Genomic DNA, 23,752 nt, shown 5'->3' with positions numbered 1-23,752 from the left:
ATTAGTACGCATTTGGGAAAAAATGTTACATTAATATTTGTATTTGTCTTTCCAATTTTGTCTTAGCTTTTCGCGCAGTTTCTCTTCTGCAGCATTTTTACCCGGATCGTAGAGCTTTGTGCCGCTTAATTCTTCCGGAAAATATTCCTGGGGCGAAAAATTACCTTCATATCCGTGCGAATACTGATAGTCTTTACCATAACCGATATTTTTCATCAGTTTGGTCGGTGCATTGCGGATATGTAAAGGTACAGGTAGATTCCCTGTCTGTTTAACCAAAGCCTGCGCTTTGTTAATGGCCTCGTAAGAGGCATTGCTTTTAGGCGAACTGGCAAGATAGGTTACACATTGTGACAGGATAATCCGGGCTTCCGGATAACCGATAACATTTACCGCCGTAAAACAATTATTAGCCAGTAAAAGCGCATTCGGATTGGCATTTCCGATATCTTCTGAAGATAAGATCAATAACCTGCGGGCAATAAATAAAGGATCTTCTCCACCATCAATCATCCTGGCTAACCAGTAAACCGCAGCGTTGGGGTCGCTACCACGGATTGATTTAATAAATGCCGAAATGATGTCGTAATGCTGTTCTCCGGCTTTATCGTACAAAGCAAGGTTCTGCTGTGCATGTGCCAGCACATTCTCATTAGTGAGGACGATTTTATTACCACCAATGCCATTGATGGCGATTTCGAGTACGTTTAAGAGTTTTCGTGCATCGCCACCAGATAACCGGATTAAGGCCTCATGCTCTTTTATGGTGATTTTTTTCTCGGCAAGAACAGCATCTTTTTTAATGGCTGTTTGCAACAAACCGACTAATTCCTCTTCTGTGAGTGATTTTAAAATGTAAACCTGACAACGGGAAAGTAACGCTGAAATAACCTCGAACGATGGATTTTCGGTTGTTGCACCGATTAAAGTAACCAAACCCCGTTCAACTGCGCCCAACAAACTATCCTGTTGCGATTTGCTAAACCGATGGATCTCATCAATAAACAAAATGGGCAAACCCAGAAAGCTATCTTTTAGCTGTGCGGCACGGTCGATTACCTCGCGGATATCTTTCACGCCACTGTTAATGGCACTCAGGTTAAAAAACGGGCGGTCTAATGCCTGCGAAATAATATAGGCCAATGTAGTTTTACCAACTCCCGGAGGACCCCAAAAAATCATGGATGGCAGCTGACTGCTTTCGATCGCTTTGCGTAACACCGCTCCCACTCCTACTAAATGTTTTTGCCCAACATATTCATCGAGATTTTGTGGGCGCATACGTTCGGCTAAAGGAGGCAGGTTTTGCATAATGGTAAATATATAAAAATTGATTATTTTGTTGGTTGATAATCTGCCAACCAAATGTCAGGATTATAAAATCCTTTAGTTAAAACAAAAGGATGAATGCTTTAGTTCTAATTTATTATTATGGACATCAAGAATTTAGACCACCTTGTATTAACGGTCGCCAATTTGGAAAGTACCTGCAGGTTTTACAGTCTTGCCCTGGGAATGGAGGTTATTGAATTTGGCGAAAACCGAAAAGCGCTGAAGTTTGGTAATCAAAAAATCAATCTTCACCAATATGGAAGTGAGTTTGAGCCAAAAGCATTTAAACCGATGCCGGGTACGGCCGATTTATGTTTTATTACCGATTTTCCACTTCCTGAGGTGATGCAGGAACTGAAAGAAAAATGTGTAGAGGTTGAAGAAGGACCTGTAGAACGGACGGGAGCAAATGGTAAAATTATTTCTATTTATTTGCGCGATCCGGATATGAATTTAATTGAGGTGAGTAATTATTTATAGTTTTCACTTATTAAAGCCGTTCATTTTTTATTACCATCTTAGTCACCTGAGATCATCTTAGTTATGTGCATAAAACTTTCATTGTCCTCGTTTGTAACGAGGATAAAAGAGAAAGGAGATTTTATCGCCATTTAGTTTGCTTAACTGCATTACAAATGCAAATCTCGATAATCCTCGTTACAAACGAGGACTATTTAGGAGAGATCTATCCAGCTAGATTTCTCGGCTGCGTTGCACTCCGCTCGAAATGACGACAGATAGCACAAAAAATCTAATCCTCTATCTTCGAATGATGCTTCGTATCTTTCATAGTCGTATACAAAATCAGCGAAATCAAAATACATCCGGTTACATACCAGTAGAAATAATTTTCGTGACCGATATTTTTAAACCAAAGCGCAAAATACTCTGCCGTGCCACCGAAAATGGCAACGGTTAAAGCATAAGGTAAACCTACACCCAAAGCCCTGATTTCGGCAGGGAACAGCTCGGCTTTAACCACAGCATTAATACTGGTATAGCCACTTACAATAATTAAAGCGCCGATCATCAATAAAAAAATAATTGTGGTATTGGTTTCGCCAGCCAGGCCTGTTAAAATTGGATAGGTACATAAGGTACCCAGTACCCCAAAACCGATTAACAAGGGCTTTCTACCGATTTTATCGGATAACAAACCAAACAAAGGCTGCATAATGGCAAAAACCAGCAACGAAATGAATGATAACGTTGTAGAGGTCTCTTTACTGAGGTGAACCGTATTCACCAGAAACTTTTGCATATAGGTACTAAATGTGTAAAAGGCAATTGTACCGCCCAAAGTTAAACCCACAACCGTAAAAATCTCTTTCGGATATTTCAATAGTACAGCGATGCCTCCTTTTTTGTCTTCTGAATTTTTACTTTTAAAGGCTGCCGTTTCATTGATATGTCGACGCAGATATAACGCAATAAAAGAGAGTACAGCACCAATAAAAAAAGGAATGCGCCAACCCCAACTGTGTAACTGGGCAGGAGTAAGTAACCAGTTCTGCAAAATCAGCTGAATCCCTAAAGCTAATAATTGTCCGCCAATCAGGGTTACGTATTGAAAACTCGAATAAAAGCCACGGTGCTTTTTGGTGGCCATTTCGCTGAGATAAGTAGCAGAGGTTCCATATTCGCCACCGGTACTCAAGCCTTGTATCAATCTTGCAAACACAAGCAACAGTGGAGCAGCTATACCGATTCGTTTGTAACCTGGGGTTAAACCGATAATTAACGAACCTATCGCCATTATTAACACAGAAAGTGTCATCGCGCGTTTCCTGCCTAATTTATCAGCAATGCTACCAAATAACCAACCTCCAATGGGGCGCATTAAAAATCCCACGGCAAAAATGCCTGCAGTATTCAATAACTGAGCCGTTGGATTGCTATTCGGGAAAAAAGCCGGAGAAAAATAAAGTGCAAAAGCAGAATAGGTGTACCAATCGTACCACTCAACAAGATTGCCAACCGAACCACCAAAAATAGATTTCAACCGGTATTCTACATCCTTAACTTCGTCTTTTTGTACTGTTTTTTCCATAGTATAATATTGAATGAGAGAGTGAGTAAGTGATTGAATGAATGACTGAGTAATTCAATAACCCAATATGAAACTTAAATTAACCCCAGTTGTTAATCAAAAATATAATAATTTTATAAAGAAAGAGCGGAGTTATTTTCATTGCGATTCCATTTAATCCTTCCGCCATTCAACACTCAATCATTAATAAAAATGAAAGATAACTTTTCTACCCAATCTGCCGATTACGCCATATATCGTCCTACTTATCCGCAGGAATTGTACGATTATCTTTTTAGTCTGCTAAAAAACAAGGAAACTGCCTGGGATTGTGCCACAGGAAATGGCCAGGTTGCTCGGGTATTGGCTCAGCATTTCGGATCGGTTTATGCAACAGACATTAGCGAAAATCAATTAAAAAATGCTTTACAGTTGCCAAATATCACTTACAAAGTGGAGCCAGCAGAACAAATATCGGTTGGTAATGATAGTTTTGATCTGATTACGGTAGCGCAGGCCATCCACTGGTTTAACTTCGAAGCCTTTTATGCAGAGGTAAAAAGAACATTAAAACCAGATGGACTTTTTGCGGTAATTGGCTATGGCATTATGTCTATCAATAAAAAAGTAGACAAAGTTATCCATAAGCTTTATGAAGATATATTAGGCAAATACTGGGATAGTGAACGCCGCTATATTGAAGAAGGTTATAAAACCATCCCTTTTCCTTTTGAAGAAATAATTGCACCACATTTTCAGATCAAAACCACCTGGAATTTTAACCAGTTAATTGGCTATTTAAATACCTGGTCATCCTTGCAACATTACAAAAAAGCCAACGATCGCAATCCCTTGGAATACCTGTTTACTGAACTAAAAGAAGCCTGGGGTGACGATGCAGAGAAAGATGTTCATTTCCCGATTTTATTGCGGGTTGGACGATGAATTTAACCACAGAGGTAACAGAGAAAAGGCACAGAGCACACTGAGTTGTTTCAGTTAGGGATAGCCAATAGCCTCCGTTTACTCTGTGAAAACTCAGCGATCTCTGTGGTTAATTAAACTTCTATTTCAACAACTCCAGTATACCTAAAACAGTTAGCTTTTTCTGTTCCCCGCTTTGCATATCTTTCAATGTAAGTTCGCCACTAGCAATTTCATCGCCTCCGATTAATATTACATAAGGGATATTCTTGGCATCGGCATAGGCCATTTGTTTTTTCAGTTTTGCCGAACTTGGGTATAACTCTGCTGAAATCCCTGCATTTCTAAACTGTTGAACGATTGGCAAGGCATATTTTTCGGCTTCCGCATCAAAATTACTGATCAATACTTTGGTTCCAACTTCTGCTGAGGCAGGGAACAGGTTAAGTTCTTCCAATACATCATAAATACGGTCGGCACCAAAAGAAACACCCACGCCGGTTAAATCTTTTAAACCGAACATACCTGTTAAATCATCATAACGGCCGCCGCCACCAATACTACCCATGGCCACTTCGTTGGTTTTAACCTCGAAAATACAGCCAGTATAATAATTTAATCCACGAGCCAAAGTAATATCAAGCTCCAATTTGGCTATCAATGGCAACCCATAAGCAATCAGGCTTTCTACATATTCAAAAACCTGTTCTATTTCAGCAATACCTTTTAAACCGGTTTCAGATTGTGCTAAAACTTCTTTCAGACTGGCCAATTTTTCTTCATTGGTACCTTCCAATAAAATTACCGGACGCAGTTTTTCCAAATCAGTTTCGGTAAAACCACGTTCCAATAATTCTTTACTTACACCATCTAAACCGATTTTATCCAGTTTATCGATAGCAACCGTCATATCAATAATTAAATCAGGTTTACCAATGATCTCAGCAATACCCGATAAAATTTTCCGGTTATTAATTTTTATGCTGAAATCTTTTAGTCCCAACTTGCTTAAGGCTTCATTGTAAATTAAAATAAATTCAGCTTCATTCAGTAAACTTTCTGATCCCACCACATCCACATCGCACTGATAAAATTCGCGGTATCTACCTTTTTGAGGACGATCGGCACGCCAAACGGGCTGTACCTGAAAACGTTTAAAAGGCAAGGTGATTTCGTGCTGGTGCATTACCACATAACGTGCAAAAGGTACAGTTAAATCGTAACGTAAAGCTTTTTCAGAGATTAAGGGGATTAGTTTATTGCTATTATCTTCTTCAGCAAAATCGAACGATTTCTTTTTTGGGTCTTTAAGAAATTCGCCGCTATTTAAAATTTTAAAAATCAGTTTATCACCTTCATCACCATATTTCCCGGTTAGGGTAGAAAGATTTTCAAAACTTGGCGTCTGGATTTCAGCATAACCATATTTCCTGAATACCGTTTTAATGGTATCGTAAATAAAGTTGCGTTTTACCATTTCAACCGGAGTAAAATCGCGGGTGCCTTTTGCTAAAGAGGGTTTAATAACTGACATAGCCGCAAAAGTACAAAAATGTAATGTAATGTGTAAACCTCGCAGGTTTTAGAAACCTGCGAGGTTTGAAAAGTCATTTCCCCAACACCTCTTTCACCATTTCCCTATTGGGTTTAGATACAGGGATTTTATCTCCATTATCCATCAATAGTGTTCCACCATCTTCTTTTAACCAGCTTTTTACAAATTTCGGATTTACCAAATGACTTTGGTGCGCCCGAACAAAACCTTGTGGTTTAAGTAGGTCTGAATATTCTTTTAATGGTTTTGAAATGAGCAGCTTATCTCCCCCGCTAAAAAAGAAGTTGGTATAATTGTTATCCGCTTCGCACCTTATAATTTCATTAGTGTTAACGTACCTGATTTCGTTCTGTTGAGGCAAAGCAATCCTGGCATTTATCTTAATGGGTTCTTTCTTATCCGTCTTTTCATCCACAGGTGGATTTTGATATGCTGTGGGAGGTACAAAATTTATGGCAACGGTATTTGGCATTATTTGGGGATGCGTACGGTTCCTTCTGATCAAAAAATAGATCAACATAAAAATACCTCCAAAAAAACCGAAAAAAATAATACCTGCTACTAAAAGCATAATGATCTCCGCACTCCCCATATTTAAAAATTCCGCATGGGCAACCTGAATGCTGTAGGTAACTATAAAAGCAAATCCGAAGATTATTTTATTTCTCATGTTTAGCGGTTTTAACGCGTTTGGCTAAATATAAACATAAAAAAAGAACCACTCCAACAAAGGCTAAGGTAAAAAAGCCTACGACCAAAAGCATGATTATTTCTGCAGTGCCAAGATTCAAAAATCCAGCATAAGTAACCTGTAAGCCAAAAGAAATAACAAAAAAGAATAAAAATAATAACCGTTTCATGTTGATTGATTTAAATGTTTAACGAAAGTAATTATGCGCTATACATTTAAAAACCAATATTGAGGATTGGCTAGGTTTTGATGAGGATTGGTAGGAAGGCACTTAGTATTCTGTGAGGTTAGTCATTGAGAAGAGAAATTCCGACTTTTTGGGAAAGTAATCTTTTATGCTCGCGATGAACAAGAAAAGATCCTTCGTTGCACTCAGGATGACAGCTTCTCTATTATCCCCCGGCCTTTTTCACTTTATAGCCATCTTTTTGCAGAATACCCATCACTTTATCACGAACATCCCCCTGAATCATAATTTCACCATCTTTAACAGAACCGCCTACGCCACATTTGGTCTTCAGCATTTTGCCCAATACTTCTAAATCTTCTGAGCGGCCCCTGAAACCTGTAATCAACGTTACGGCTTTACCGCCTCGGTTCTTTTTATCAAGCATTACCCTTAAATCCTGCTGGTTGTTCGGCGAGGTAACGGTATCATCAACTTCTTCTTCGTATTCGAATTCGGGATTGGTAGAATACATAATTCCGCCAAGATCGCTTAAACTGTTTTTCTTTGGTTTCATGCTTATAATGTAATATGGGAGATGTGTGAGGGTTCATTAGCCATTAGTTTATTGGTCAATGTTTGATAGTTCATGGCTTAAAGCCGATCAATAGATTAATTCGCTCCAAACTCCAAACGCTTAACTCCAAACTCAACTAAGGAACAATCACTTTTAACGAGAGTGGATTAATAACTGCTTCAATTTCAACGCCCATTTGCAAAGGCTCTCCATCCACATGCACCGCTCCTGCCGCTTCTCTTATAATTTTAATATTTTTTCCTTTAATAATTTCAATCATATCAGAGCTTTCTGCTTTGCCCCTCAACATTACATAACCCAAAACAGGCAATTTTATTATCGGGAAGGGCTTGATAATGCAAACATCCAGCAATCCGTCCTTTACCGAAGCATTTGGTGCGATATAAACATCGTTTCCATACTGCGATGAATTGGCAATACTGATGGCAAAAGCTTTCCGGGTATATGCTGTACCGTCTATATCCAGCTGATAAGTTTGCGGTTTGTAATTAAAAACCTCCTTAAAGCCCAATTTTATATAACCTGATAGTCCGCGTTTTTTGTCTTTCGAAAAAACAGAACTCAGGTGGGCATCAAATCCCATACCTGCCAGATTAAAAAAACATTTTTGGTTAAACTCGGCCGTATCAATTTCATCAATCTTAAAATTATTGATAATAGAAAGCGCATACCTTAAGTTTTTGGAAATACTTAAAAAACGCGCAAGTCCATTGCCTGATCCCAGCGGCAAAATCCCTAAAATTTTATTGTGCTTTAAAACTTTTGTGGCTACCTCATTTATGGTACCATCGCCACCTGCAGCTATAATTACGTCAAAGTTTTTGATAGACGCTTCGTCTGCCAGTTCGCCGGCATGCCCCACATATTCGCTAAAAACGAAGTTTGGGCTAAACTTTTCTTTATCCAGGTATTTGTCGATAAAATCTGGGATACGCAGTTTTCCCCTCCCACCAGAGATGGGGTTTATGATAAAGAGGATATTGATCTTTGTGTGCAAAGTGTAAGATTGAGTGCACAAAATAATCTATAATTTTTGAAATAAAGAAAATATGCTAATTTTGCGACAGTAAAAAGTGGATTGATTTGCTATCCCGATACCACGGGACCGGATTGCAACCACTTAAAAAAATTGCTAATGCCTCCTTTCAATCATTTCAACACCTGTTTCCAAGGGGTTTGGCAATTATAAATTTGTTTACTCATAATTAATTATTTAATAAATGTCATATTTATTTACATCAGAATCTGTTTCTGAAGGTCACCCAGATAAAATCGCCGATCAAATTTCGGATGCGTTAATTGATAATTTTTTGGCTTTCGATCCAGAATCAAAAGTAGCTTGCGAAACTTTGGTAACTACTGGTCAGGTTATTTTAGCAGGTGAGGTAAAGTCTAAAACATATTTAGATGTACAGCAGATTGCACGTGATGTAATCAAGAAAATTGGTTACACCAAAAGTGAATACATGTTCGAAGCCAACTCTTGCGGTATTTTATCGGCCATCCATGAGCAGTCGCAAGACATTAACCAGGGTGTAGATAGAAGCAGCAAGGAAGAACAAGGTGCAGGCGATCAAGGCATGATGTTTGGTTATGCAACTAACGAAACTGAAGATTACATGCCATTGGCATTAAACCTTTCTCATAAATTATTACAGGAACTTGCTGTTTTACGCCGCGAAAATAACGAAATCACTTATTTACGCCCGGATGCAAAAAGCCAGGTAACTTTAGAGTACGATGATAACAATAAACCCGTTCGTATCGATGCCATTGTAATTTCTACACAGCATGATGATTTTGATGAAGAAGCTGCGATGTTGGCTAAAATCAAAACTGATCTGGTAAACATCCTGATTCCAAGAATCATCAAAAACAACCCGGCTTACGCACATTTATTTAACGATAAAATTGAGTACCACATTAACCCAACCGGTAAATTTGTAATTGGCGGTCCGCATGGCGATACTGGCTTGACCGGTAGAAAAATTATTGTTGATACTTACGGTGGTAAAGGTGCTCACGGCGGTGGCGCTTTCTCGGGTAAAGATCCAAGTAAAGTAGATAGAAGTGCGGCTTATGCTACCCGTCACATCGCTAAAAACTTAGTGGCTGCCGGCATTGCTGACGAAATTTTGGTTCAGGTATCTTACGCTATCGGTGTTGCAAAACCAATGGGTATTTACATCAATACTTACGGAACGGGTAAAGTAGGTAAAACTGATGGCGAGATTGCTAAAATTGTTGAATCAATTTTTGATATGCGTCCTTATTTTATTGAGCAACGTTTAAAGTTAAGAAACCCAATTTACAGCGAAACTGCTGCTTACGGGCACATGGGCCGTACGCCAGAAACGGTTACCAAAACTTTCAGAACACCAAACGGTGAAGAAAAAACGGTTACGGTTGATTTGTTTACCTGGGAGAAATTAGATTACGTAGATCAGGTTAAAGCTGCTTTCGGCATATAATCAGTCGAATAAATTTTTAGGAAAGGCGTTTTGCAGCATTGCAGAACGCCTTTTTATTGTCGTGAAGTCAGATGTTACCATCTGACTGTAAAAATCTGTGTCGGATGGTAACATCCAACACCACCATGTGTGGTGGCTCACTAAACAGTAGAAAAATCATTGATATTTTTTTGAAAAACAGGGTTCTGCATCCATCGGCACCGAAAGCCCTGCCATCCGCTTTACCTCTCTGCGTTCGGTGTCCGCTCCTATCAGGTTTAGTTAACCCGGGTTTGGTGCTGACAGGCCAAACTTACGAAGTTTCGCTTAGCCCAAGCCAGGGCCAACTTCGTAAGTTTTTCTGGCACACCTGCTCAACCTAACCTAGTTGCAAAAAACTAACCTATCTAAACCTGATTGAAGCGGATAGCTCCCGTTTTTTTTCTAATCTTATTCCATGTGTGGTGGCTCACTAAACAGTAGAAAAATCATTGATATTTTTTTGAAAAACAGGGTTCTGCATCCATCGGCACCGAAAGCCCTGCCATCCGCTTTACCTCTCTGCGTTCGGTGTTCGCTCCTGTCAGGTTTAGTTAACCTGGGTTTGGTGCTAACAGGCCAAACTTACGAAGTTTCGCTTAGCCCAAGCCGGGGCCAACTTCGTAAGTTTTTCTGGCACATTTGCTCAACCTAACATAGCTACAAAAACTTAACCTACATAAACCTGATTGACGCGGGTAGCTCCCGATTTTTTTCTAATCGGGACTACAAGCAAAAAGCAGGACTAACATTAAAAAGACTTACTACAATTGCTTTCCAAAAAACAAAGAAATCAATTGACCTTTATCATATTCAATTTATTCTTTAGTCTTAAACATTTTATATCTATTTAAAATCAGTGATCTATATGCCATTCATTTTCATAAACGACAACTCTTTCCCGGCGAAATGATCATCGTCTATGCTATAAGATTTAATATCCGCAATTTTCATTTCATCAACTGCATCTACAAAATTTTGGAACTTAGCTGTTTTGCCCGGTTTGATGATCACGATCATATACTTTGATGGACTGTTCTGATGGGTAGCCGCAACCAATAACTTATTCGAAGCAATTTCCTTTTGGAGACTTGCCATAGGGATCACTTTCATATTGGCCTTTTCAATAGTCCCCATATAAGACACTACCTTATTATCTTTACCCAGTACAATGGTCATGGTACGCGATTCGGGATAATTTTCTGTTATATTAATATCCGTCTTATCTGGCTTAGCAATATCTGCAGCATTTAATTGGCTCAACGTTGTGGTTAGCATAAAAAATGTAGTTAATAAGAACATCAGGTCTACCATTGCAGTAAGATCTACCTTTGGTGTTGCTTTTTTGGTTCTTCCTTTTACGGCCTTGCCGCTTTGAGATTCGTTTAGAGTTGCCATAATGATTAGGTTTTTAATGATGATGACAACCTTGATCAAATTGCATAAAAAAAGCAGCTAAAAATTTAGCCGCTTTAGAAAGGTTAGCAATGACGATCATTTTAATACAAATTATTTCACTGCTTCAATAACACCACAGCCCACTCGTGGTCCGGAGTTGCCTGTAGGTTGCGTGGTATAATCATCTGTACCGCCATGTACAATAATTCCACGACCGATAATATTTTTAATATCGCCATCTTTTATACTCCACCTATCGGTAGTAACCGAAAGTGTGGCATGGCCTTTACTATCTAACATGATATTGCCGATATCGCCACTGTGGTAAGCTGCAGATCCCCATTTTCCATGTGCTTCCTTCGTTGGATTCCAATGGCCATGTGTATTTTCGCCCATATTGCCGCAATCGCCATGCTCGTGAAAGTGGACGGAAACATTGCTATCAGCACGTGCAGCAAAATTCATCTCAATATCCATCTTAATTTTCCCATCGCTCAATTCGTAAAATTTTGCTGTTCCAATGGTTTTGGTATTATCAGCCGTTTCGGTTAATGTTGCCTGGGCAATTTCTTTGTCGGCTTTGGTACAGGCACTTAAAAATGCAAGGCCCGCAATGGCTACGCTTAAAAGATATTTTTTCATTTTATTAAAATTTAGTTTACATAATAAACACATTGACAATCATTTAGTTTGATCTAAAACAGATGCAGGTAAAACCATTTCGAATACCACTTGTTAATCATTATAAAATCGTATAACTATGGAACAGCCAACTGCAATGAACACTTTGAGTCAAATTCTGGAGAAATTGAGGCTGAAAGGAAAAGATAACGAACTAAAAATGTCTGACCACGGTAAGATGCAAAGTAAATCGTTGGGTAAAATTTACAAACCTGAAGATTTAACGATTGTCAAAACATACCGTTTTGAAGGAGATTCAGATCCTGCGGATAACTCTGTATTGTATCTTCTGGAAGATCAGGATAAAAACATTGGATATATATTAGACGCTTATGGCATCTATTCGGATAACGACGGGCCATCTTTTGACGATTTCTTAAAAAAGATCCCAACTGAAAACAGAGACGAGCAGGAATTATTCAGTTAATAAAATTTTAAAGATGGCCCGGTTAACCGGGCCATTTCTATTTGTAAAAAACCAGAACCTTCATTTTTTTATCCTGTTTAACTAAGTCTAATCCGATATCATTAATAGATTTCAGCATACCCTCTCTATTTCTCATCGCTACATCAGTTTTGATATTGTATCGTTTTGATAAACCTGTTTCGTCTACAACGGGCAAACTAAATTCATTACTCAGATAATCGTTGGCAAAGTTGGCTAATGTAGCACCCTGTCCATCGTAACCTTGCCCGCTAAAACTATAACTCAGTTTTACATCATTTGATTCTTTTTGGTTAAAATTTTTATTGATCAGCACATAAACAGGCATCATCCGATATTCTATTCTAGCCTTTACAGGAAGTAATACCAGAAGTTTATTTTGTAGGATAACCATTAAACTATCCTTTTGTTCAGGCTTAACCAGCAAGTCTAAAGAATAGAGTGTTTCCTTGTGATCAAAGTCAGAAACTTCTTTTTCGGGGAGTTCGTAAATCAATTGTTTTTCAGAAACGATACCATAAGCATCTTTATACAAGGAAGCCATCGAAGCATTGGTAAAGGTAATCCTACGACCATTGAAGGCACTTTTATCGGTATACCGCATACTGCCCGAATGCTGACCTTTTATATAACCGCGCAACGTAAAACTGTGGATCAAAGTAGAATCAACAGCAAAAATATCACTGTTGTTATTTACAGGTTTCTCTTTAAATTCTGCTGTAGATTTTACTGCTAATCCTTTTACTAACCGATCGATCATTTGTTGATCAATCGAATCACTTCTAACCAGGGTCACAACTTTACCCTTAGCATTTATAATTGCACTCTGCCCTACATACGCAAAGGCAAACAGCTTGTAAAAAAATCCGGAGGTATCACTACAGAGCCAAACCTTCGACGGTTTTTTTATCAGGTAATTTTGGAGTCTTGAAGGCTTTTCGTCAGAAATACCGATGACCTGAATGCTTGCCTGATTATGCGACTGTAGTTTAGCCAGGGTATCCATTTCAGGAATGCATGGACTACACCAGGTACCCCACAAGTTTAAGATATAAATCTTATCCTGCTTTTGCCCAGGCTGAATGGACCTGACAGGCGAATTAATTAAGTTTTTGATCAATATATCCGGAAATTGATCGCCGGCTTTGATCTGAATACCCTGTGCCCATGCACCAGATACACATACAGATAATAATAGATTAAAAAATATTGCTTTCATCATTTTTGTTTTACCAAAACTGAGCAAAAACCACTTTAAACTGAGTTATCATATATGTTATTTTAGGTTATATTATGTTAATGCAATATTTAGATTTAGAGATTTAACATACATTTGATGATGCGAAAAAGTGCCAATATTTTAATTGCAATCTGTTTTTCGGTAATGGTGGCACTTTTATCGTTGCAGGTATATTGGATTGTTAACTATTACAAAGCCACTTTAAAAGATTTTGAAAAGGAAGTTAACCTTGCTTTCGAAGATGGAATAAAAAAAGAGCTCAACTTACGCTGCGATACCATTCAGAACATTATTGAAAAAAAGCTTTTAGATACCAATGCTTTTTTGATTAGTGCCAAATTTGATAAAAAAGACAAAAAATATATCTACACGGTTAGTGCAAAGGGTGATGAGAAAGATAAATTCTCATCGTCATTTAGCTTATCAGATTATAGTAAGGCCCTTCCAAAAAACAAAAGTGATACCAGTGTGCGCAAACATATTGCTGGCCAACTTGCAATGTTAATGAGAGAAGAAGATCTGGAAACACATACCATTTATTATAGAACACAAAAGCTTGGCCTATTTATGGATGAACAGACCAAGAAATACCAGTTCGACACCACTCGCTTAAGGCCTGCATTTAACATTTACTTAAAAGCCCGAAACATTGAAACACCTTATCGCTTTATTGTTAAAAAAGTAGACAGCACCAATAATAAGAGTATAAAAAAGCTTGATTATGCTTTTGTTACGAGGGCGTTTCAAACCTACCGTTTCACCGATGATCAACGCTACGTAAGAGCAATGTTTAAAAGTCCATCGGCTTACATTCTTTCCAGAATGGCCTTGCTTCTGTTTTCTTCGTTCGCTATGATACTTATAGTATCAGGCTGTATGATCATTCTTTTAAAAAGACTTTTTTGGGAGAAAAGATTATCGACCATTAAAAACGATTTCATAAGCAATATTACCCATGAATTTAAAACACCCATATCAACCGTCTCAGTTGCCATTGAAGCCTTGAACAACCCCATCATCCGAAACGATGACGATAAATATAACCGGTACCTGATCCATGCAAAAAATGAAATTGAACGATTGAATATTTTGGTTGATAAAGTCTTAAATATCGCCATTTATGAGGATGGGAAATCTCCCTTACTAAGGGAAAAAGTCTTTTTCGGTGATAAAATAATGGAAATCATACACCTGCATGAAATGAAAGCCGGGAAAAGAATTGCTATCGATTATCAAAACAGGAGTGAACTAAATGAGATACATGTTGATTCTACTCAGTTTCAACATGCCATAAGCAACATCATAGACAATGCAATAAAGTATTCAGGTGAAGAATCCCTGATCAAGGTAACCATTAAAAAGAAAGAGGATTTTCTAACGATACAGGTTGAAGACAATGGCATTGGAATAGCTGAGAAAGACATTCCTGCCGTGTTCGAGAAATTCTATCGGGTAAGTACCGGAAATAGTCATCCGGTAAAAGGACATGGATTAGGGTTAAATTATGTGAAACAGATCATGCATTTGCACAATGGATGGTATAAAATTGAAAGTAAACTCGGTAAAGGAACTAAAATCACTTTGGGATGGCCACTTTAAATAAAATTCTATTTGTAGAAGACGAGCCTGCACTTGCCGAAATAGTTAAGGAAACTTTGGCCTTAAAAGGATTCGAAGTGATACATACTTTAACCGCTAAAGAAACTATTAGCCAATACCATAAATCAAAGCCCGACATATTAATATTAGATGTAATGCTACCAGATGGCGATGGCTTCTCGATCGCAAAACAATTGAGACAGCTTGATATGGCAACGCCGATTATATTTTTAACATCGAAAGCGCTCCCTGTCGATGTGGTAATGGGTTTCGAAAGTGGCGGCAACGACTATTTAAAAAAACCTTTTAGTATAGAAGAGCTCACCATCAGGATAAAAGCATTATTAAGTCAAAACCGGCTTGTTTTTAAGCCCGAAAATGAAGAAAAGCAGCCAATAAAAATAGGCAATTATCATTTTTTTTATCCAAAAGGCATTTTAACTACAGCGAATAGTCAGAGAACATTAACCACCCGCGAAGCTGAAATATTACAAATGCTTTTGCTCAATAAAAACAACATGCTGGAGCGTAATGTAATTTTGAATGCACTTTGGAGCAACAATGACTATTTCTCTGGCAGAAGTCTCGATGTGTTTATCACCAAACTAAGGAAATATCTGAAGGATGATCCATCTATTTTCATTATGAATATCAGGGGGCAGGGCTATAAATTGGTTTATTAAGCTTTTACCACATTATAATTCCCTAATTTTGCGCCTCAATTTACGAGTGCCCTTAATGAAAAGCAAAATCAATATTCCACCAATACCTGCTGTTTTACTATCCATTATCAGTGTAAATTGTGGGGCGGCAATTGCAAAAGGGCTTTTTCCGCAAATTGGGGCTGCTGCAACTGCATCTTTACGGATCGGCTTATCTTCGGTAATCTTACTAATTGCCTTTAGACCAAACCTATTTAAACTTAATGCTAAACAATGGAAATATGTGATCTTGTACGGTGTGTGTTTAGGGGTAATGAATATGGTTTTTTATATGGCCATAGCAAGAATTCCAATCGGTTTAGGGGTAACATTAGAATTCGTGGGACCTTTAGGACTTGCCATTTTTGGATCGAAGAAACCTGTTGATTTTCTGTGGGTGGTACTTGCTGCTACCGGTATTGTATTGATTACGCCATGGACAGGCAAAGGACTTAATTTAGCCGGTGTACTGCTGGCACTTTTGGCCGGCGTTTTCTGGGCAGGCTATATTATTTTGGGCGGTAGAATTTCAAAAATAATGAAAAGTGGTGATGCCGTTGCTATCGGGATGTTATTTGCTACAATAGTAATTTTACCCTTTGGTATTTATGGTGGCGGTTTAAGCACGCTGAACCCTAAATTAATAGGATTAGGAGCAGCACTTGCGCTACTATCAAGTGCCATTCCCTTTACCCTGGAAATGAGAGCCCTTAAGCAGCTTCCTGCCCGGACTTTCAGTATCTTAATGAGTTTAGAACCTGCTATGGCCTCATTAGCCGCACTCGTTTTTTTACAAGAATACCTTACATTAAAAGAGTGTTTTGCCGTGGCTTTTGTTGTAATTGCTTCAGCAGGCTCTTCATTAACAGCCAGGCACACGAAAAATAATTAGGCCAGTTTTTCTGTTTTATAGATGACAATATCATCTATCAACTGATCAGCCTGTGCTACAAAGGCTAAAATATACGGCTGCTTATTGTGCAGATCTAAACCTACCTGATCTTTCCACTCTTCCTGAAAAATAAAGGTATGATCATCTCCCGACTCGTGCAGATCATACTGAATGCAGGCTTCTTCCTTACGGGAATTTACCACCATATCCAGCAACATCGTTCTTAATGCCGCTGTGGTTTCTTGTTTGCCTTTAACTATTGCTGTTAAATAAATGCTCATATACTTCTGTATTTAAAAAAATTTGGGTTAAATGTTCCCGGTATAATTTAAGTGCACTCCTAATATCTGCATTCTTTTCTACATCATGAAAATGGATGCCATCTATTCGTTCCATTCCGGTAAAGGCATTCATTCTGTGGAAACCGAACAAGACACCTTCATCCACACTAGTTTCCATAAAGAATTCTCCAGGTAAAGTAAAAGCTTCTTTTGGTGCATTCCATGATGATGTTACCATATATTTCCGTCCGTGCAACATACCACCTGTACCATAATTTCTGGTTGGATTATCAGCCTTACGCCCATCGCTAACATAAATTCCTTTTTTATGACCTTCGGTAAATACCACATCAATATATTTTTTAAATCCATGTGGCAATTGGAACCACCAGATTGGGGTATGGTAAATTACAACATCCGCCCAAACATATTTCTCGACCTCTTCCCTGGGGTTATAATCGTGGTTGATATTGGTTGTTTTTACTTCAAATTCTTTCATTGAAGTAAAAAAATCGACTGTTGCATTAGCTATTGTCTCGTTAAACCTGCCACCAGAATGACCAAATTTTTGTCCTCCGTTAATAATGAATATTTTTGTCATTTCGTTTTTTCTATTTGATAACACAAAATTACAGCGCCTTAATCTATTATTAAAACAAGTTAATTCATAGCTTTGTATCAGAATTATAATACATCAGTTATGGTTAATTTAGAATGGTATAGGAGTTTTAAGGCGATTTATAAAACAGGAACCTTAACTGGTGCAGCAGAAAATCTGTTTATATCGCAACCTGGGGTAAGTTTGCATTTAAGTTCTTTAGAAAGTTATGTTGGCTACAAGCTGTTCGAGCGAACCAGCAGGAAAATGATCCCTACCGAAAAGGGAAAAGTATTGTATAATTTTATAGTGGAGCCTTTGACCAAACTGGAGGATGCAGAAAAACATTTCCAGAAAAGTACGGAGAAGCATACCCCAACCATTAGCGTAGGCATGTGTTTCGAAACTTTTCAGATTACACTCGAACAATATATTTCTACCCTTCCGTTTAATGTAATTATCCGTTTTGGCGAATATCCCGAAATGCTCGATCAGTTGGATAAAGGCATTTTAGACCTCATTATTACCCCACAAAAAGGGAACTCGCCAAATGTTGAACATGAAGCGTTTTCTTCCGAAACCATTGTTTTAGTAGGTGGAATAGAAACTGACGGGCGAACTTTTGATTCGTTAGTTAAAAAGAACGATCTGGCAGGAATGGAGGCCTGGTTAAAAAAACAAAAATGGTATGGTACGGCGGGCGATATGGAACATCTTTTACGTTTCTGGCAGCTTAACTTCGGCAAGCATGCCGATTTTCGCCCTAACTACATTGTACCTAATCTCAATTCAATTGTCCGCTGCTTATCTGGTGGAAAAGGCCTGGCAATTATCCCCGATTTTCTTTGTAAAAAAGAAGTTGAAGAAGAAAAAGTAAAGGTTATTTGGGAAGGTACCTCAAAGCTCACCAACACTTTATACTTTGGTTGTAGAAAAAATACGCAGTATGCATCAGAAATTCACATAATCAAAAACCTTTTTAAAGAGGTTATGGTTAGTATATAGTTTCTATTGAAAATAATCCTGATTAGGCCTGTTTTTATTTTGAACCTTAAGTAAAATAATTATTTTAGATCACGTCGTAAAATTCCAGAATGAGTCAGTCCAGTCCGCTTTTAAGTAATGATCAACTAATAGAAGTTTTTAATCAAACCCATACCGCAACGGCTGTTCATGTTGGAGAAACGGCCATTATACAGGCCGCAAATGATGCGATGCTCCGTATTTGGGGTAAAGACAGGCGTGTGATCGGGAAATCGCTTGAAGATGCCCTGCCTGAATTAAAAGGCCAACCTTTTATTGAGATGTTCAGAAAAGTTTGGCTAGAAGGCCTTGTGATTTCGGGAAAGGATACCGCTGCCGACATTATTATTGACGGGGAACTAAAGACCTTTTATTTTGATTTTGAATATCGGGCCATAAAAAACGCCGAAGGCAAGACCATTTGTATTTTACATACCGCGATTGATGTAAGCGAGCGTGTACTGAGGAAGGAGGCTGTAGAAAGGGAGCAAGAAAAGGATGAAGCATTACAGCGCGAACAGGTATTGAACGAGGAGCTTGCGGCTACAGTAGAAGAACTTGCATCTACCAATGAAGAACTGGTGGCCACGAATGAAGAATTGCAGGAAACACAAGAAACTTTACATGTTTTAAATAACGAACTCGAATTAAGGGTTGTAGAACGGTTTAACCAACTGTCGGAAAGCGAAAAACGCTTTAAAACCATGGCAGAAGGAACTGATATTTTTATTGCCGTTGGTGATGAGCAGGGAAATGCGATTTACTTTAATAAACCCTGGATTACCTTAACCGGCAGATCAATGCAGAACCTGCTTGCTTTTGGCTGGGCTGACCTGATTCACCCTGAAGACCGTGATAGGTACTTAAACATTTACCTTTCAGCACTGGCAGAAAAAAAACCATTTAAAGGCGAATTTAGAATCCTGACTAAAAAAGGTGATTACCGATGGTTGCTTGCGAGCGGCCCTCCACGTTTCCACGCCGATGGATCTTTTGCCGGTTATATCAGTTCGTGTATTGATATTACAGAAAGAAAATTAATCGAATTAGAACGGTTAAATTTAAATAAACTCATCGAAGCCAGTTCAGAGTTTATTGCTTTAGTCGGTTTAGATATGTCTATCCAATATTTGAACCCTGCAGCATTAAGGAAATTAGGTTGGACTAATCTCACGAACCGAAAGATAACAGACTGTGTTTTCCCTGCAGACAGGCCCGCCGCCCAACAACTTTTACCCGGGGTTTTGCAGGGCATCAATTTCAAACAGGAAATCCGCTTCTGGAACAAAAAGACAGGAAATCCGTTTTGGATCGAATGGAACGGTTTTGCCATAAAAGATCAGGAAAAAGATAAAATAACCGCGATTGCTACGGTAAGTCCGGATATTACAGATCGAAAACTTTATCAGGAAGAGCTTCAGGATATCAACATCGAAATGGCGGCAGCAAATGAGGAATTGGCCACTACCAACGAAGAACTCGCCCAAACCCATGAAGACCTGATCCAATACACCAAAAAGCTGGCCGATAGTGAAGAAAGGCTACTTCAGGCCATTGATACCGGCAGAATGGGTACCTGGAGCATCGACCCAAAAACACTCGAAATTACCGTATCGGGATTTGTTAAAAATTTACTCGGCTTGCCACTTGATGAGCCTGCTAAAATGGACGTCATCATGAGCGCGATCAATCTCGATTATCATGATATACTGAATGCATCTTTAACAAATGCATTAAACAGCCACTCTTCAAGTGATAATGAATTTCCAATAAATAATTTAATCACCGGCGAAGAAAAATGGGTCAGAGCAACCGGGCGGGTATTTGTAGATCAGCATGGTAATGCGACAGAATATTCGGGTCTTTTTATTGATATTACGGAGCAAAAACTAGATGAACTTCGAAAAAATGATTTCATCGGAATGGTCAGTCATGAATTAAAAACGCCATTAACAGCCATTAATGGCTTTGTTCAGGTTTTGCAGCGCAAGGCTAAAAAAGATCAGGACAATTATGAAATGATCGCTCTGGAAAAAACACATAGCCAGATCAGAAAAATGAGCACCATGATCAATGGTTTTTTAAATGTATCACGTTTGGAATCTGGTAAGCTGCTTATCGAAAAAATCAACTTTAACTTAGATGAGTTGTTGAAAGAAACCATTGAAGAAACTTATATCTCACAATCTTCGCATCAAATTATATTAAATCCAACCTGCGAGGTTAACATTAACGCCGATCGGGATAAAATTGGGAATGTGATTTCTAACCTGATCAGTAACGGAATAAAATACTCCGATAATGGAACGCGCATCGAAATAACCTGCAAACTGCTTGATGCTGAGGTTGAAATTCAGATTAAAGATGAGGGAATAGGCATAAAACCTGAAGATATTGACAAGCTTTTTGAACGTTATTACCGCGTTCAGGGCAATCATACAATCTCGGGCTTCGGTATTGGACTTTATTTAAGCGCCGAAATTATTGAGCGGCATGGTGGCAGGATATGGGCTGAAAGTGAAGAAGGTAAAGGCTCTGTGTTTCATTTTACTTTGCCTTTGAGGTAATTTATCACAGTTTTTTACCGCAAAGATTACTAAGTTCTTCGCAGATTGAGTTAAGTTTTTTTCTGAAAAAATGGTCGTTACAGAACCTGTACCTATATTTTTTTGTTATTCTGAGGATAATTTATTGTATAAAAATCAATATAAATGACAGATTTTTTAGGGAACTATAGGCTGCGAGGAATCGTCATTCCCAACTTGATTGGGAATCGTAATGCAAACGCTTTAAGATTCCCGCCTGCGCGGGAATGACGACGTACTGATAGATTCTGTCAATGGTAGAGGTTAAATTTTTCAAATACATCGGAGCGTTGATGACAGATATACAAGGGGCGTCATTTCGACCGCAGTGGAGAAATCTTTGAACTATATTAAAAGATTTCTCCATTTCGCTGCGCTTCGGTCGAAATGACTGCGATTTTTTAAAATTTGTCATTCTGAGTGAAACGAAGAATCTTTCTCTCTAAGAATGAAAGATTCTTCACTGCGTTCAGAATGACAACAAAAGCCTATATCGTAAAAGCCTACCCTATTCCCAAGCCATTCAATAGTTCTTCATCAACTAAGTTGGGCAATGTAATTTTTAAAGTACCCGTGCGTTCCATTTCGCGTTCAATGGCAAAACGAGCTTCCTTATTACGGGCCCAGCTTCTTCGGGCAATACCATTGTTTACATCATAAAAAAGCATGTTCTGCAATTTTTCTGCAGCTTGTTCGGTTCCATCAAGCACCATTCCAAAACCACCGTTTATCACTTCGCCCCAGCCTACGCCACCGCCGTTGTGGATCGAAACCCAGGTTGCACCCCTAAAACTATCACCAATCACGTTATGGATGGCCATATCGGCGGTAAACCTGCTTCCATCGTAAATATTGCTCGTTTCCCTAAAAGGCGAATCCGTTCCGCTTACATCGTGATGATCCCTGCCTAAAATTACAGGAGCTAATAATTCGCCGGTTTTAATGGCTTCATTAAATCGCAGTGCGATTTTTGCACGACCTTCAGCATCAGCATATAAAATACGGGCTTTTGAACCCACCACCAGCCTGTTTTCTTTTGCTGCTGTAATCCAGTTGATGTTGTCCTGTAACTGTTGCTGTATTTCTGAGGGTGCACTCAGTTTGATTTCTTCCATTACTTCTTTTGCCAAGCGATCGGTTAAATCGAGATCCTTTTCATCGCCCGAGGCACAAACCCACCTAAAGGGACCGAAACCATAATCGAAACATAAAGGGCCCAAAATATCTTCTACATAAGATGGATACCTAAAATCTATTCCATTAGGCGCCATTACATCGGCATCTGCCCTGCTGCATTCCAGTAAAAAGGCATTTCCATAATCAAAAAAGTAGGTTCCCTTAGCAGTATGTTTGTTAACGCTGGCGGCATGTCTTTTTAGCGAATCCTGAACGTTAATTCTAAATTGATCAGCTGCATTGGCCATCATTTCATTGGCTTCTTCAAAACTTAAACCTGCGGGATAATAGCCACCAGAGTAAGGATTATGAAGCGAAGTTTGGTCAGAACCAATCGCTACTTCAATATTTTCCTGATCAAATCGTTCCCAAACATCTACCACATTACCAATGTAAGCTAATGAGACTGCTTGTTTTTCATGTTGAGCCAATAGAACCCTTTTCACCAGCTCATCCAAATTATCAATCAGCTCATCCACCCAACCTTGCTGATGCCTTTTGGTTGCTGCCTTTGGGTTTACCTCTGCACATACCGTGATGCAACCCACAATGTTACCAGCTTTGGTTTGCGCTCCACTCATTCCACCTAGTCCGGCTGTAAGGAAAATTTTACCGGCAGTATCTTTTCCATAAAAGCCTTTTTTACGGAAAGCATTCATTAAAGTAATTGCCGTACCATGAACAATCCCCTGAGGTCCGATATACATATACGAACCGGCGGTCATCTGCCCATATTGAGTTACCCCTAAGGCATTAAATTTTTCAAGATCCTCAGGCGAAGAATAATTCGGTATCATCATGCCATTAGTAACCACTACCCTGGGTGCTGCAGTACTGGAAGGAAATAATCCCTGCGGATGTCCACTGTAAATATTCAGCGTTTGCTGATCGGTCATTGTGGCGAGATATTGCATGGTGAGTAAATATTGCGCCCAATTTTGGAATACACTGCCATTGCCACCATAAGTAATCAGTTCTTCTGGGTGTTGTGCTATGGCCGGGTCCAGATTATTCTGGATCATGAGCATAATGGCAGCAGCATGTGCTGTACGACAAGGATACTCGCTTATTGGCCGTGCATAAATGGCATAATCGGGCATAAAACGGTACATGTAAATGTGTCCATAGTTTTCCAGTTCACTTAAAAACTCTTGCGCAAGCTCCTGGTGCCATGCTTCGGGGAAATAACGCAGCGCATTTTTAATGCTCAGTTTTTTTTCCGCAGCATTTAACACCGCTCTCCTTACCGGCGCATGGCTCAATTGCGCATTTCTTATTTTTTTTGCGGGTAAAACCGAAGGAATACCTGCCAATAGCTGTGCTTTAAAATCCATTTCCTGTAATTTTAA

Annotated in this window: 22 protein-coding genes; 9 read left to right on the top strand and 13 right to left on the bottom strand. The window is 38.9% G+C overall.

The genetic code is table 11. The annotated features are described in order from the left end of the window. Positions 1-30 precede the first annotated feature (30 nt). Positions 31-1,311, bottom strand: a complete 1,281-nt coding sequence (locus tag IM793_RS15335; RefSeq protein WP_193422807.1) for a replication-associated recombination protein A — start codon at positions 1,309-1,311, stop codon at positions 31-33. 120 nt (positions 1,312-1,431) lie between these two features. Between IM793_RS15335 and IM793_RS15330 the strand changes: the two genes are divergently transcribed. Next, entirely contained in the window at positions 1,432-1,812 is a 381-nt protein-coding gene (locus IM793_RS15330; RefSeq protein WP_193422805.1) for a VOC family protein, read from the top strand. Positions 1,813-2,083: 271 nt separating this feature from the next. Here IM793_RS15330 and IM793_RS15325 read toward each other — a convergent pair whose 3' ends face one another. Further along, on the bottom strand, positions 2,084-3,382 hold the full coding sequence (locus IM793_RS15325) for an MFS transporter (protein ID WP_193422802.1): 1,299 nt from the start codon (positions 3,380-3,382) through the stop codon (positions 2,084-2,086). A 192-nt stretch (positions 3,383-3,574) separates the two neighbouring features. On the opposite strand from IM793_RS15325, the gene IM793_RS15320 reads away from it, so the two are divergent. Then, positions 3,575-4,306, top strand: coding sequence for a class I SAM-dependent methyltransferase (locus IM793_RS15320; RefSeq protein ID WP_193422800.1), 732 nt, complete (start codon positions 3,575-3,577; stop codon positions 4,304-4,306). 121 nt (positions 4,307-4,427) lie between these two features. Here the strand turns inward: IM793_RS15320 and hisS are convergent, their stop codons facing one another. The 5 genes from hisS to IM793_RS15295 all read right to left on the bottom strand — a co-directional run bounded on the left by hisS (position 4,428) and on the right by IM793_RS15295 (position 8,292). After that, the gene (gene hisS, locus IM793_RS15315) at positions 4,428-5,819 is read right to left on the bottom strand and encodes a histidine--tRNA ligase (RefSeq protein WP_193422798.1); all 1,392 of its coding nucleotides are present in this window, start codon (positions 5,817-5,819) and stop codon (positions 4,428-4,430) included. Positions 5,820-5,892: 73 nt separating this feature from the next. Continuing rightward, positions 5,893-6,510 carry a LytTR family DNA-binding domain-containing protein gene (locus IM793_RS15310; protein ID WP_193422796.1) on the bottom strand — a complete coding sequence of 206 codons (618 nt, stop codon included), beginning with the start codon at positions 6,508-6,510 and terminating at the stop codon, positions 5,893-5,895. After that, the gene (locus IM793_RS15305; RefSeq protein WP_132399541.1) at positions 6,500-6,700 is read right to left on the bottom strand and encodes a hypothetical protein; all 201 of its coding nucleotides are present in this window, start codon (positions 6,698-6,700) and stop codon (positions 6,500-6,502) included. Before IM793_RS15305 ends, IM793_RS15310 begins: the two co-directional genes overlap by 11 nt. 223 nt (positions 6,701-6,923) lie before the next feature. Beyond that, positions 6,924-7,274: a translation initiation factor gene (locus IM793_RS15300; protein ID WP_090504011.1), complete on the bottom strand. Its 351-nt coding sequence runs from the start codon at positions 7,272-7,274 to the stop codon at positions 6,924-6,926. Between the two features lie 136 nt (positions 7,275-7,410). Next, on the bottom strand, positions 7,411-8,292 hold the full coding sequence (locus tag IM793_RS15295; protein ID WP_227256268.1) for a diacylglycerol kinase family protein: 882 nt from the start codon (positions 8,290-8,292) through the stop codon (positions 7,411-7,413). 223 nt (positions 8,293-8,515) lie between these two features. On the opposite strand from IM793_RS15295, the gene metK reads away from it, so the two are divergent. Continuing rightward, a complete protein-coding gene (metK, locus tag IM793_RS15290; protein ID WP_138819454.1) occupies positions 8,516-9,766 on the top strand; it encodes a methionine adenosyltransferase in 1,251 nt (416 codons plus the stop codon). Positions 9,767-10,648: 882 nt separating this feature from the next. On the opposite strand, the gene IM793_RS15285 is transcribed toward metK, so the two are convergent. Next, complete coding sequence (locus IM793_RS15285; RefSeq protein WP_193422791.1) at positions 10,649-11,182, bottom strand: biopolymer transporter ExbD; 534 nt, start codon at positions 11,180-11,182, stop codon at positions 10,649-10,651. 111 nt (positions 11,183-11,293) lie between these two features. Beyond that, positions 11,294-11,824, bottom strand: coding sequence for a superoxide dismutase family protein (locus IM793_RS15280; RefSeq protein WP_193422789.1), 531 nt, complete (start codon positions 11,822-11,824; stop codon positions 11,294-11,296). 118 nt (positions 11,825-11,942) lie between these two features. Between IM793_RS15280 and IM793_RS15275 the strand changes: the two genes are divergently transcribed. Further along, on the top strand, positions 11,943-12,290 hold the full coding sequence (locus tag IM793_RS15275) for a hypothetical protein (RefSeq protein WP_121284503.1): 348 nt from the start codon (positions 11,943-11,945) through the stop codon (positions 12,288-12,290). Between the two features lie 37 nt (positions 12,291-12,327). Here IM793_RS15275 and IM793_RS15270 read toward each other — a convergent pair whose 3' ends face one another. Continuing rightward, positions 12,328-13,527 carry a redoxin domain-containing protein gene (locus tag IM793_RS15270; RefSeq protein ID WP_193422788.1) on the bottom strand — a complete coding sequence of 400 codons (1,200 nt, stop codon included), beginning with the start codon at positions 13,525-13,527 and terminating at the stop codon, positions 12,328-12,330. Positions 13,528-13,644: 117 nt separating this feature from the next. Here IM793_RS15270 and IM793_RS15265 point away from each other — a divergent pair, with 117 nt between their 5' ends. From IM793_RS15265 to IM793_RS15255, 3 genes are read left to right on the top strand one after another with little or no spacing between them, the layout of a single operon-like run. Further along, entirely contained in the window at positions 13,645-15,147 is a 1,503-nt protein-coding gene (locus IM793_RS15265; RefSeq protein WP_193422785.1) for a sensor histidine kinase KdpD, read from the top strand. Continuing rightward, on the top strand, positions 15,135-15,830 hold the full coding sequence (locus IM793_RS15260; protein WP_193422783.1) for a response regulator transcription factor: 696 nt from the start codon (positions 15,135-15,137) through the stop codon (positions 15,828-15,830). The genes IM793_RS15265 and IM793_RS15260 overlap by 13 nt, the downstream gene beginning before the upstream one ends. 55 nt (positions 15,831-15,885) lie before the next feature. Further along, positions 15,886-16,740, top strand: coding sequence for a DMT family transporter (locus tag IM793_RS15255; RefSeq protein WP_193422781.1), 855 nt, complete (start codon positions 15,886-15,888; stop codon positions 16,738-16,740). Here the strand turns inward: IM793_RS15255 and IM793_RS15250 are convergent. Then, positions 16,737-17,021: a putative quinol monooxygenase gene (locus tag IM793_RS15250; protein ID WP_193422779.1), complete on the bottom strand. Its 285-nt coding sequence runs from the start codon at positions 17,019-17,021 to the stop codon at positions 16,737-16,739. The two genes, IM793_RS15255 and IM793_RS15250, sit on opposite strands and share 4 nt — an antisense overlap. After that, positions 16,993-17,622, bottom strand: a complete 630-nt coding sequence (locus tag IM793_RS15245) for an NAD(P)H-dependent oxidoreductase (protein ID WP_193422777.1) — start codon at positions 17,620-17,622, stop codon at positions 16,993-16,995. The genes IM793_RS15250 and IM793_RS15245 overlap by 29 nt, the downstream gene beginning before the upstream one ends. Positions 17,623-17,721: 99 nt before the next feature. On the opposite strand from IM793_RS15245, the gene IM793_RS15240 reads away from it, so the two are divergent. Both IM793_RS15240 and IM793_RS15235 read left to right on the top strand, forming a co-directional pair. Further along, positions 17,722-18,624 (top strand): LysR family transcriptional regulator, encoded by a 903-nt coding sequence (locus tag IM793_RS15240; RefSeq protein ID WP_193422775.1) that lies wholly within the window; start codon positions 17,722-17,724, stop codon positions 18,622-18,624. Positions 18,625-18,713: 89 nt separating this feature from the next. Continuing rightward, positions 18,714-21,209, top strand: a complete 2,496-nt coding sequence (locus IM793_RS15235; RefSeq protein WP_193422773.1) for a PAS domain S-box protein — start codon at positions 18,714-18,716, stop codon at positions 21,207-21,209. A 521-nt stretch (positions 21,210-21,730) separates the two neighbouring features. On the opposite strand, the gene IM793_RS15230 is transcribed toward IM793_RS15235, so the two are convergent. Beyond that, positions 21,731-23,737, bottom strand: a complete 2,007-nt coding sequence (locus tag IM793_RS15230) for a urocanate hydratase (RefSeq protein WP_193422771.1) — start codon at positions 23,735-23,737, stop codon at positions 21,731-21,733. Positions 23,738-23,752: the final 15 nt, after the last annotated feature.

Origin of the sequence: Pedobacter sp. MR2016-19 (assembly GCF_014947265.1) — a bacterium.
Lineage (GTDB): Bacteria > Bacteroidota > Bacteroidia > Sphingobacteriales > Sphingobacteriaceae > Pedobacter.
Note: the sequence above shows the minus strand (reverse complement) of the source record. Positions and strands in the feature narration are given on the sequence as shown.

Bases quoted from the DNA above. Each gene is read 5' to 3' on its own strand.
- IM793_RS15335 (WP_193422807.1), bottom strand. From the start codon at position 1,311: ATGCAAAACCTGCCTCCTTTAGCCGAACGTATGCGCCCACAAAATCTC.
- IM793_RS15330 (WP_193422805.1), top strand. From the start codon at position 1,432: ATGGACATCAAGAATTTAGACCACCTTGTATTAACGGTCGCCAATTTG.
- IM793_RS15325 (WP_193422802.1), bottom strand. From the start codon at position 3,382: ATGGAAAAAACAGTACAAAAAGACGAAGTTAAGGATGTAGAATACCGG.
- IM793_RS15320 (WP_193422800.1), top strand. From the start codon at position 3,575: ATGAAAGATAACTTTTCTACCCAATCTGCCGATTACGCCATATATCGT.
- hisS (WP_193422798.1), bottom strand. From the start codon at position 5,819: ATGTCAGTTATTAAACCCTCTTTAGCAAAAGGCACCCGCGATTTTACT.
- IM793_RS15310 (WP_193422796.1), bottom strand. From the start codon at position 6,510: ATGAGAAATAAAATAATCTTCGGATTTGCTTTTATAGTTACCTACAGC.
- IM793_RS15305 (WP_132399541.1), bottom strand. From the start codon at position 6,700: ATGAAACGGTTATTATTTTTATTCTTTTTTGTTATTTCTTTTGGCTTA.
- IM793_RS15300 (WP_090504011.1), bottom strand. From the start codon at position 7,274: ATGAAACCAAAGAAAAACAGTTTAAGCGATCTTGGCGGAATTATGTAT.
- metK (WP_138819454.1), top strand. From the start codon at position 8,516: ATGTCATATTTATTTACATCAGAATCTGTTTCTGAAGGTCACCCAGAT.
- IM793_RS15285 (WP_193422791.1), bottom strand. From the start codon at position 11,182: ATGGCAACTCTAAACGAATCTCAAAGCGGCAAGGCCGTAAAAGGAAGA.
- IM793_RS15280 (WP_193422789.1), bottom strand. From the start codon at position 11,824: ATGAAAAAATATCTTTTAAGCGTAGCCATTGCGGGCCTTGCATTTTTA.
- IM793_RS15275 (WP_121284503.1), top strand. From the start codon at position 11,943: ATGGAACAGCCAACTGCAATGAACACTTTGAGTCAAATTCTGGAGAAA.
- IM793_RS15270 (WP_193422788.1), bottom strand. From the start codon at position 13,527: ATGAAAGCAATATTTTTTAATCTATTATTATCTGTATGTGTATCTGGT.
- IM793_RS15265 (WP_193422785.1), top strand. From the start codon at position 13,645: ATGATGCGAAAAAGTGCCAATATTTTAATTGCAATCTGTTTTTCGGTA.
- IM793_RS15260 (WP_193422783.1), top strand. From the start codon at position 15,135: ATGGCCACTTTAAATAAAATTCTATTTGTAGAAGACGAGCCTGCACTT.
- IM793_RS15255 (WP_193422781.1), top strand. From the start codon at position 15,886: ATGAAAAGCAAAATCAATATTCCACCAATACCTGCTGTTTTACTATCC.
- IM793_RS15250 (WP_193422779.1), bottom strand. From the start codon at position 17,021: ATGAGCATTTATTTAACAGCAATAGTTAAAGGCAAACAAGAAACCACA.
- IM793_RS15245 (WP_193422777.1), bottom strand. From the start codon at position 17,622: ATGACAAAAATATTCATTATTAACGGAGGACAAAAATTTGGTCATTCT.
- IM793_RS15240 (WP_193422775.1), top strand. From the start codon at position 17,722: ATGGTTAATTTAGAATGGTATAGGAGTTTTAAGGCGATTTATAAAACA.
- IM793_RS15235 (WP_193422773.1), top strand. From the start codon at position 18,714: ATGAGTCAGTCCAGTCCGCTTTTAAGTAATGATCAACTAATAGAAGTT.
- IM793_RS15230 (WP_193422771.1), bottom strand. From the start codon at position 23,737: ATGGATTTTAAAGCACAGCTATTGGCAGGTATTCCTTCGGTTTTACCC.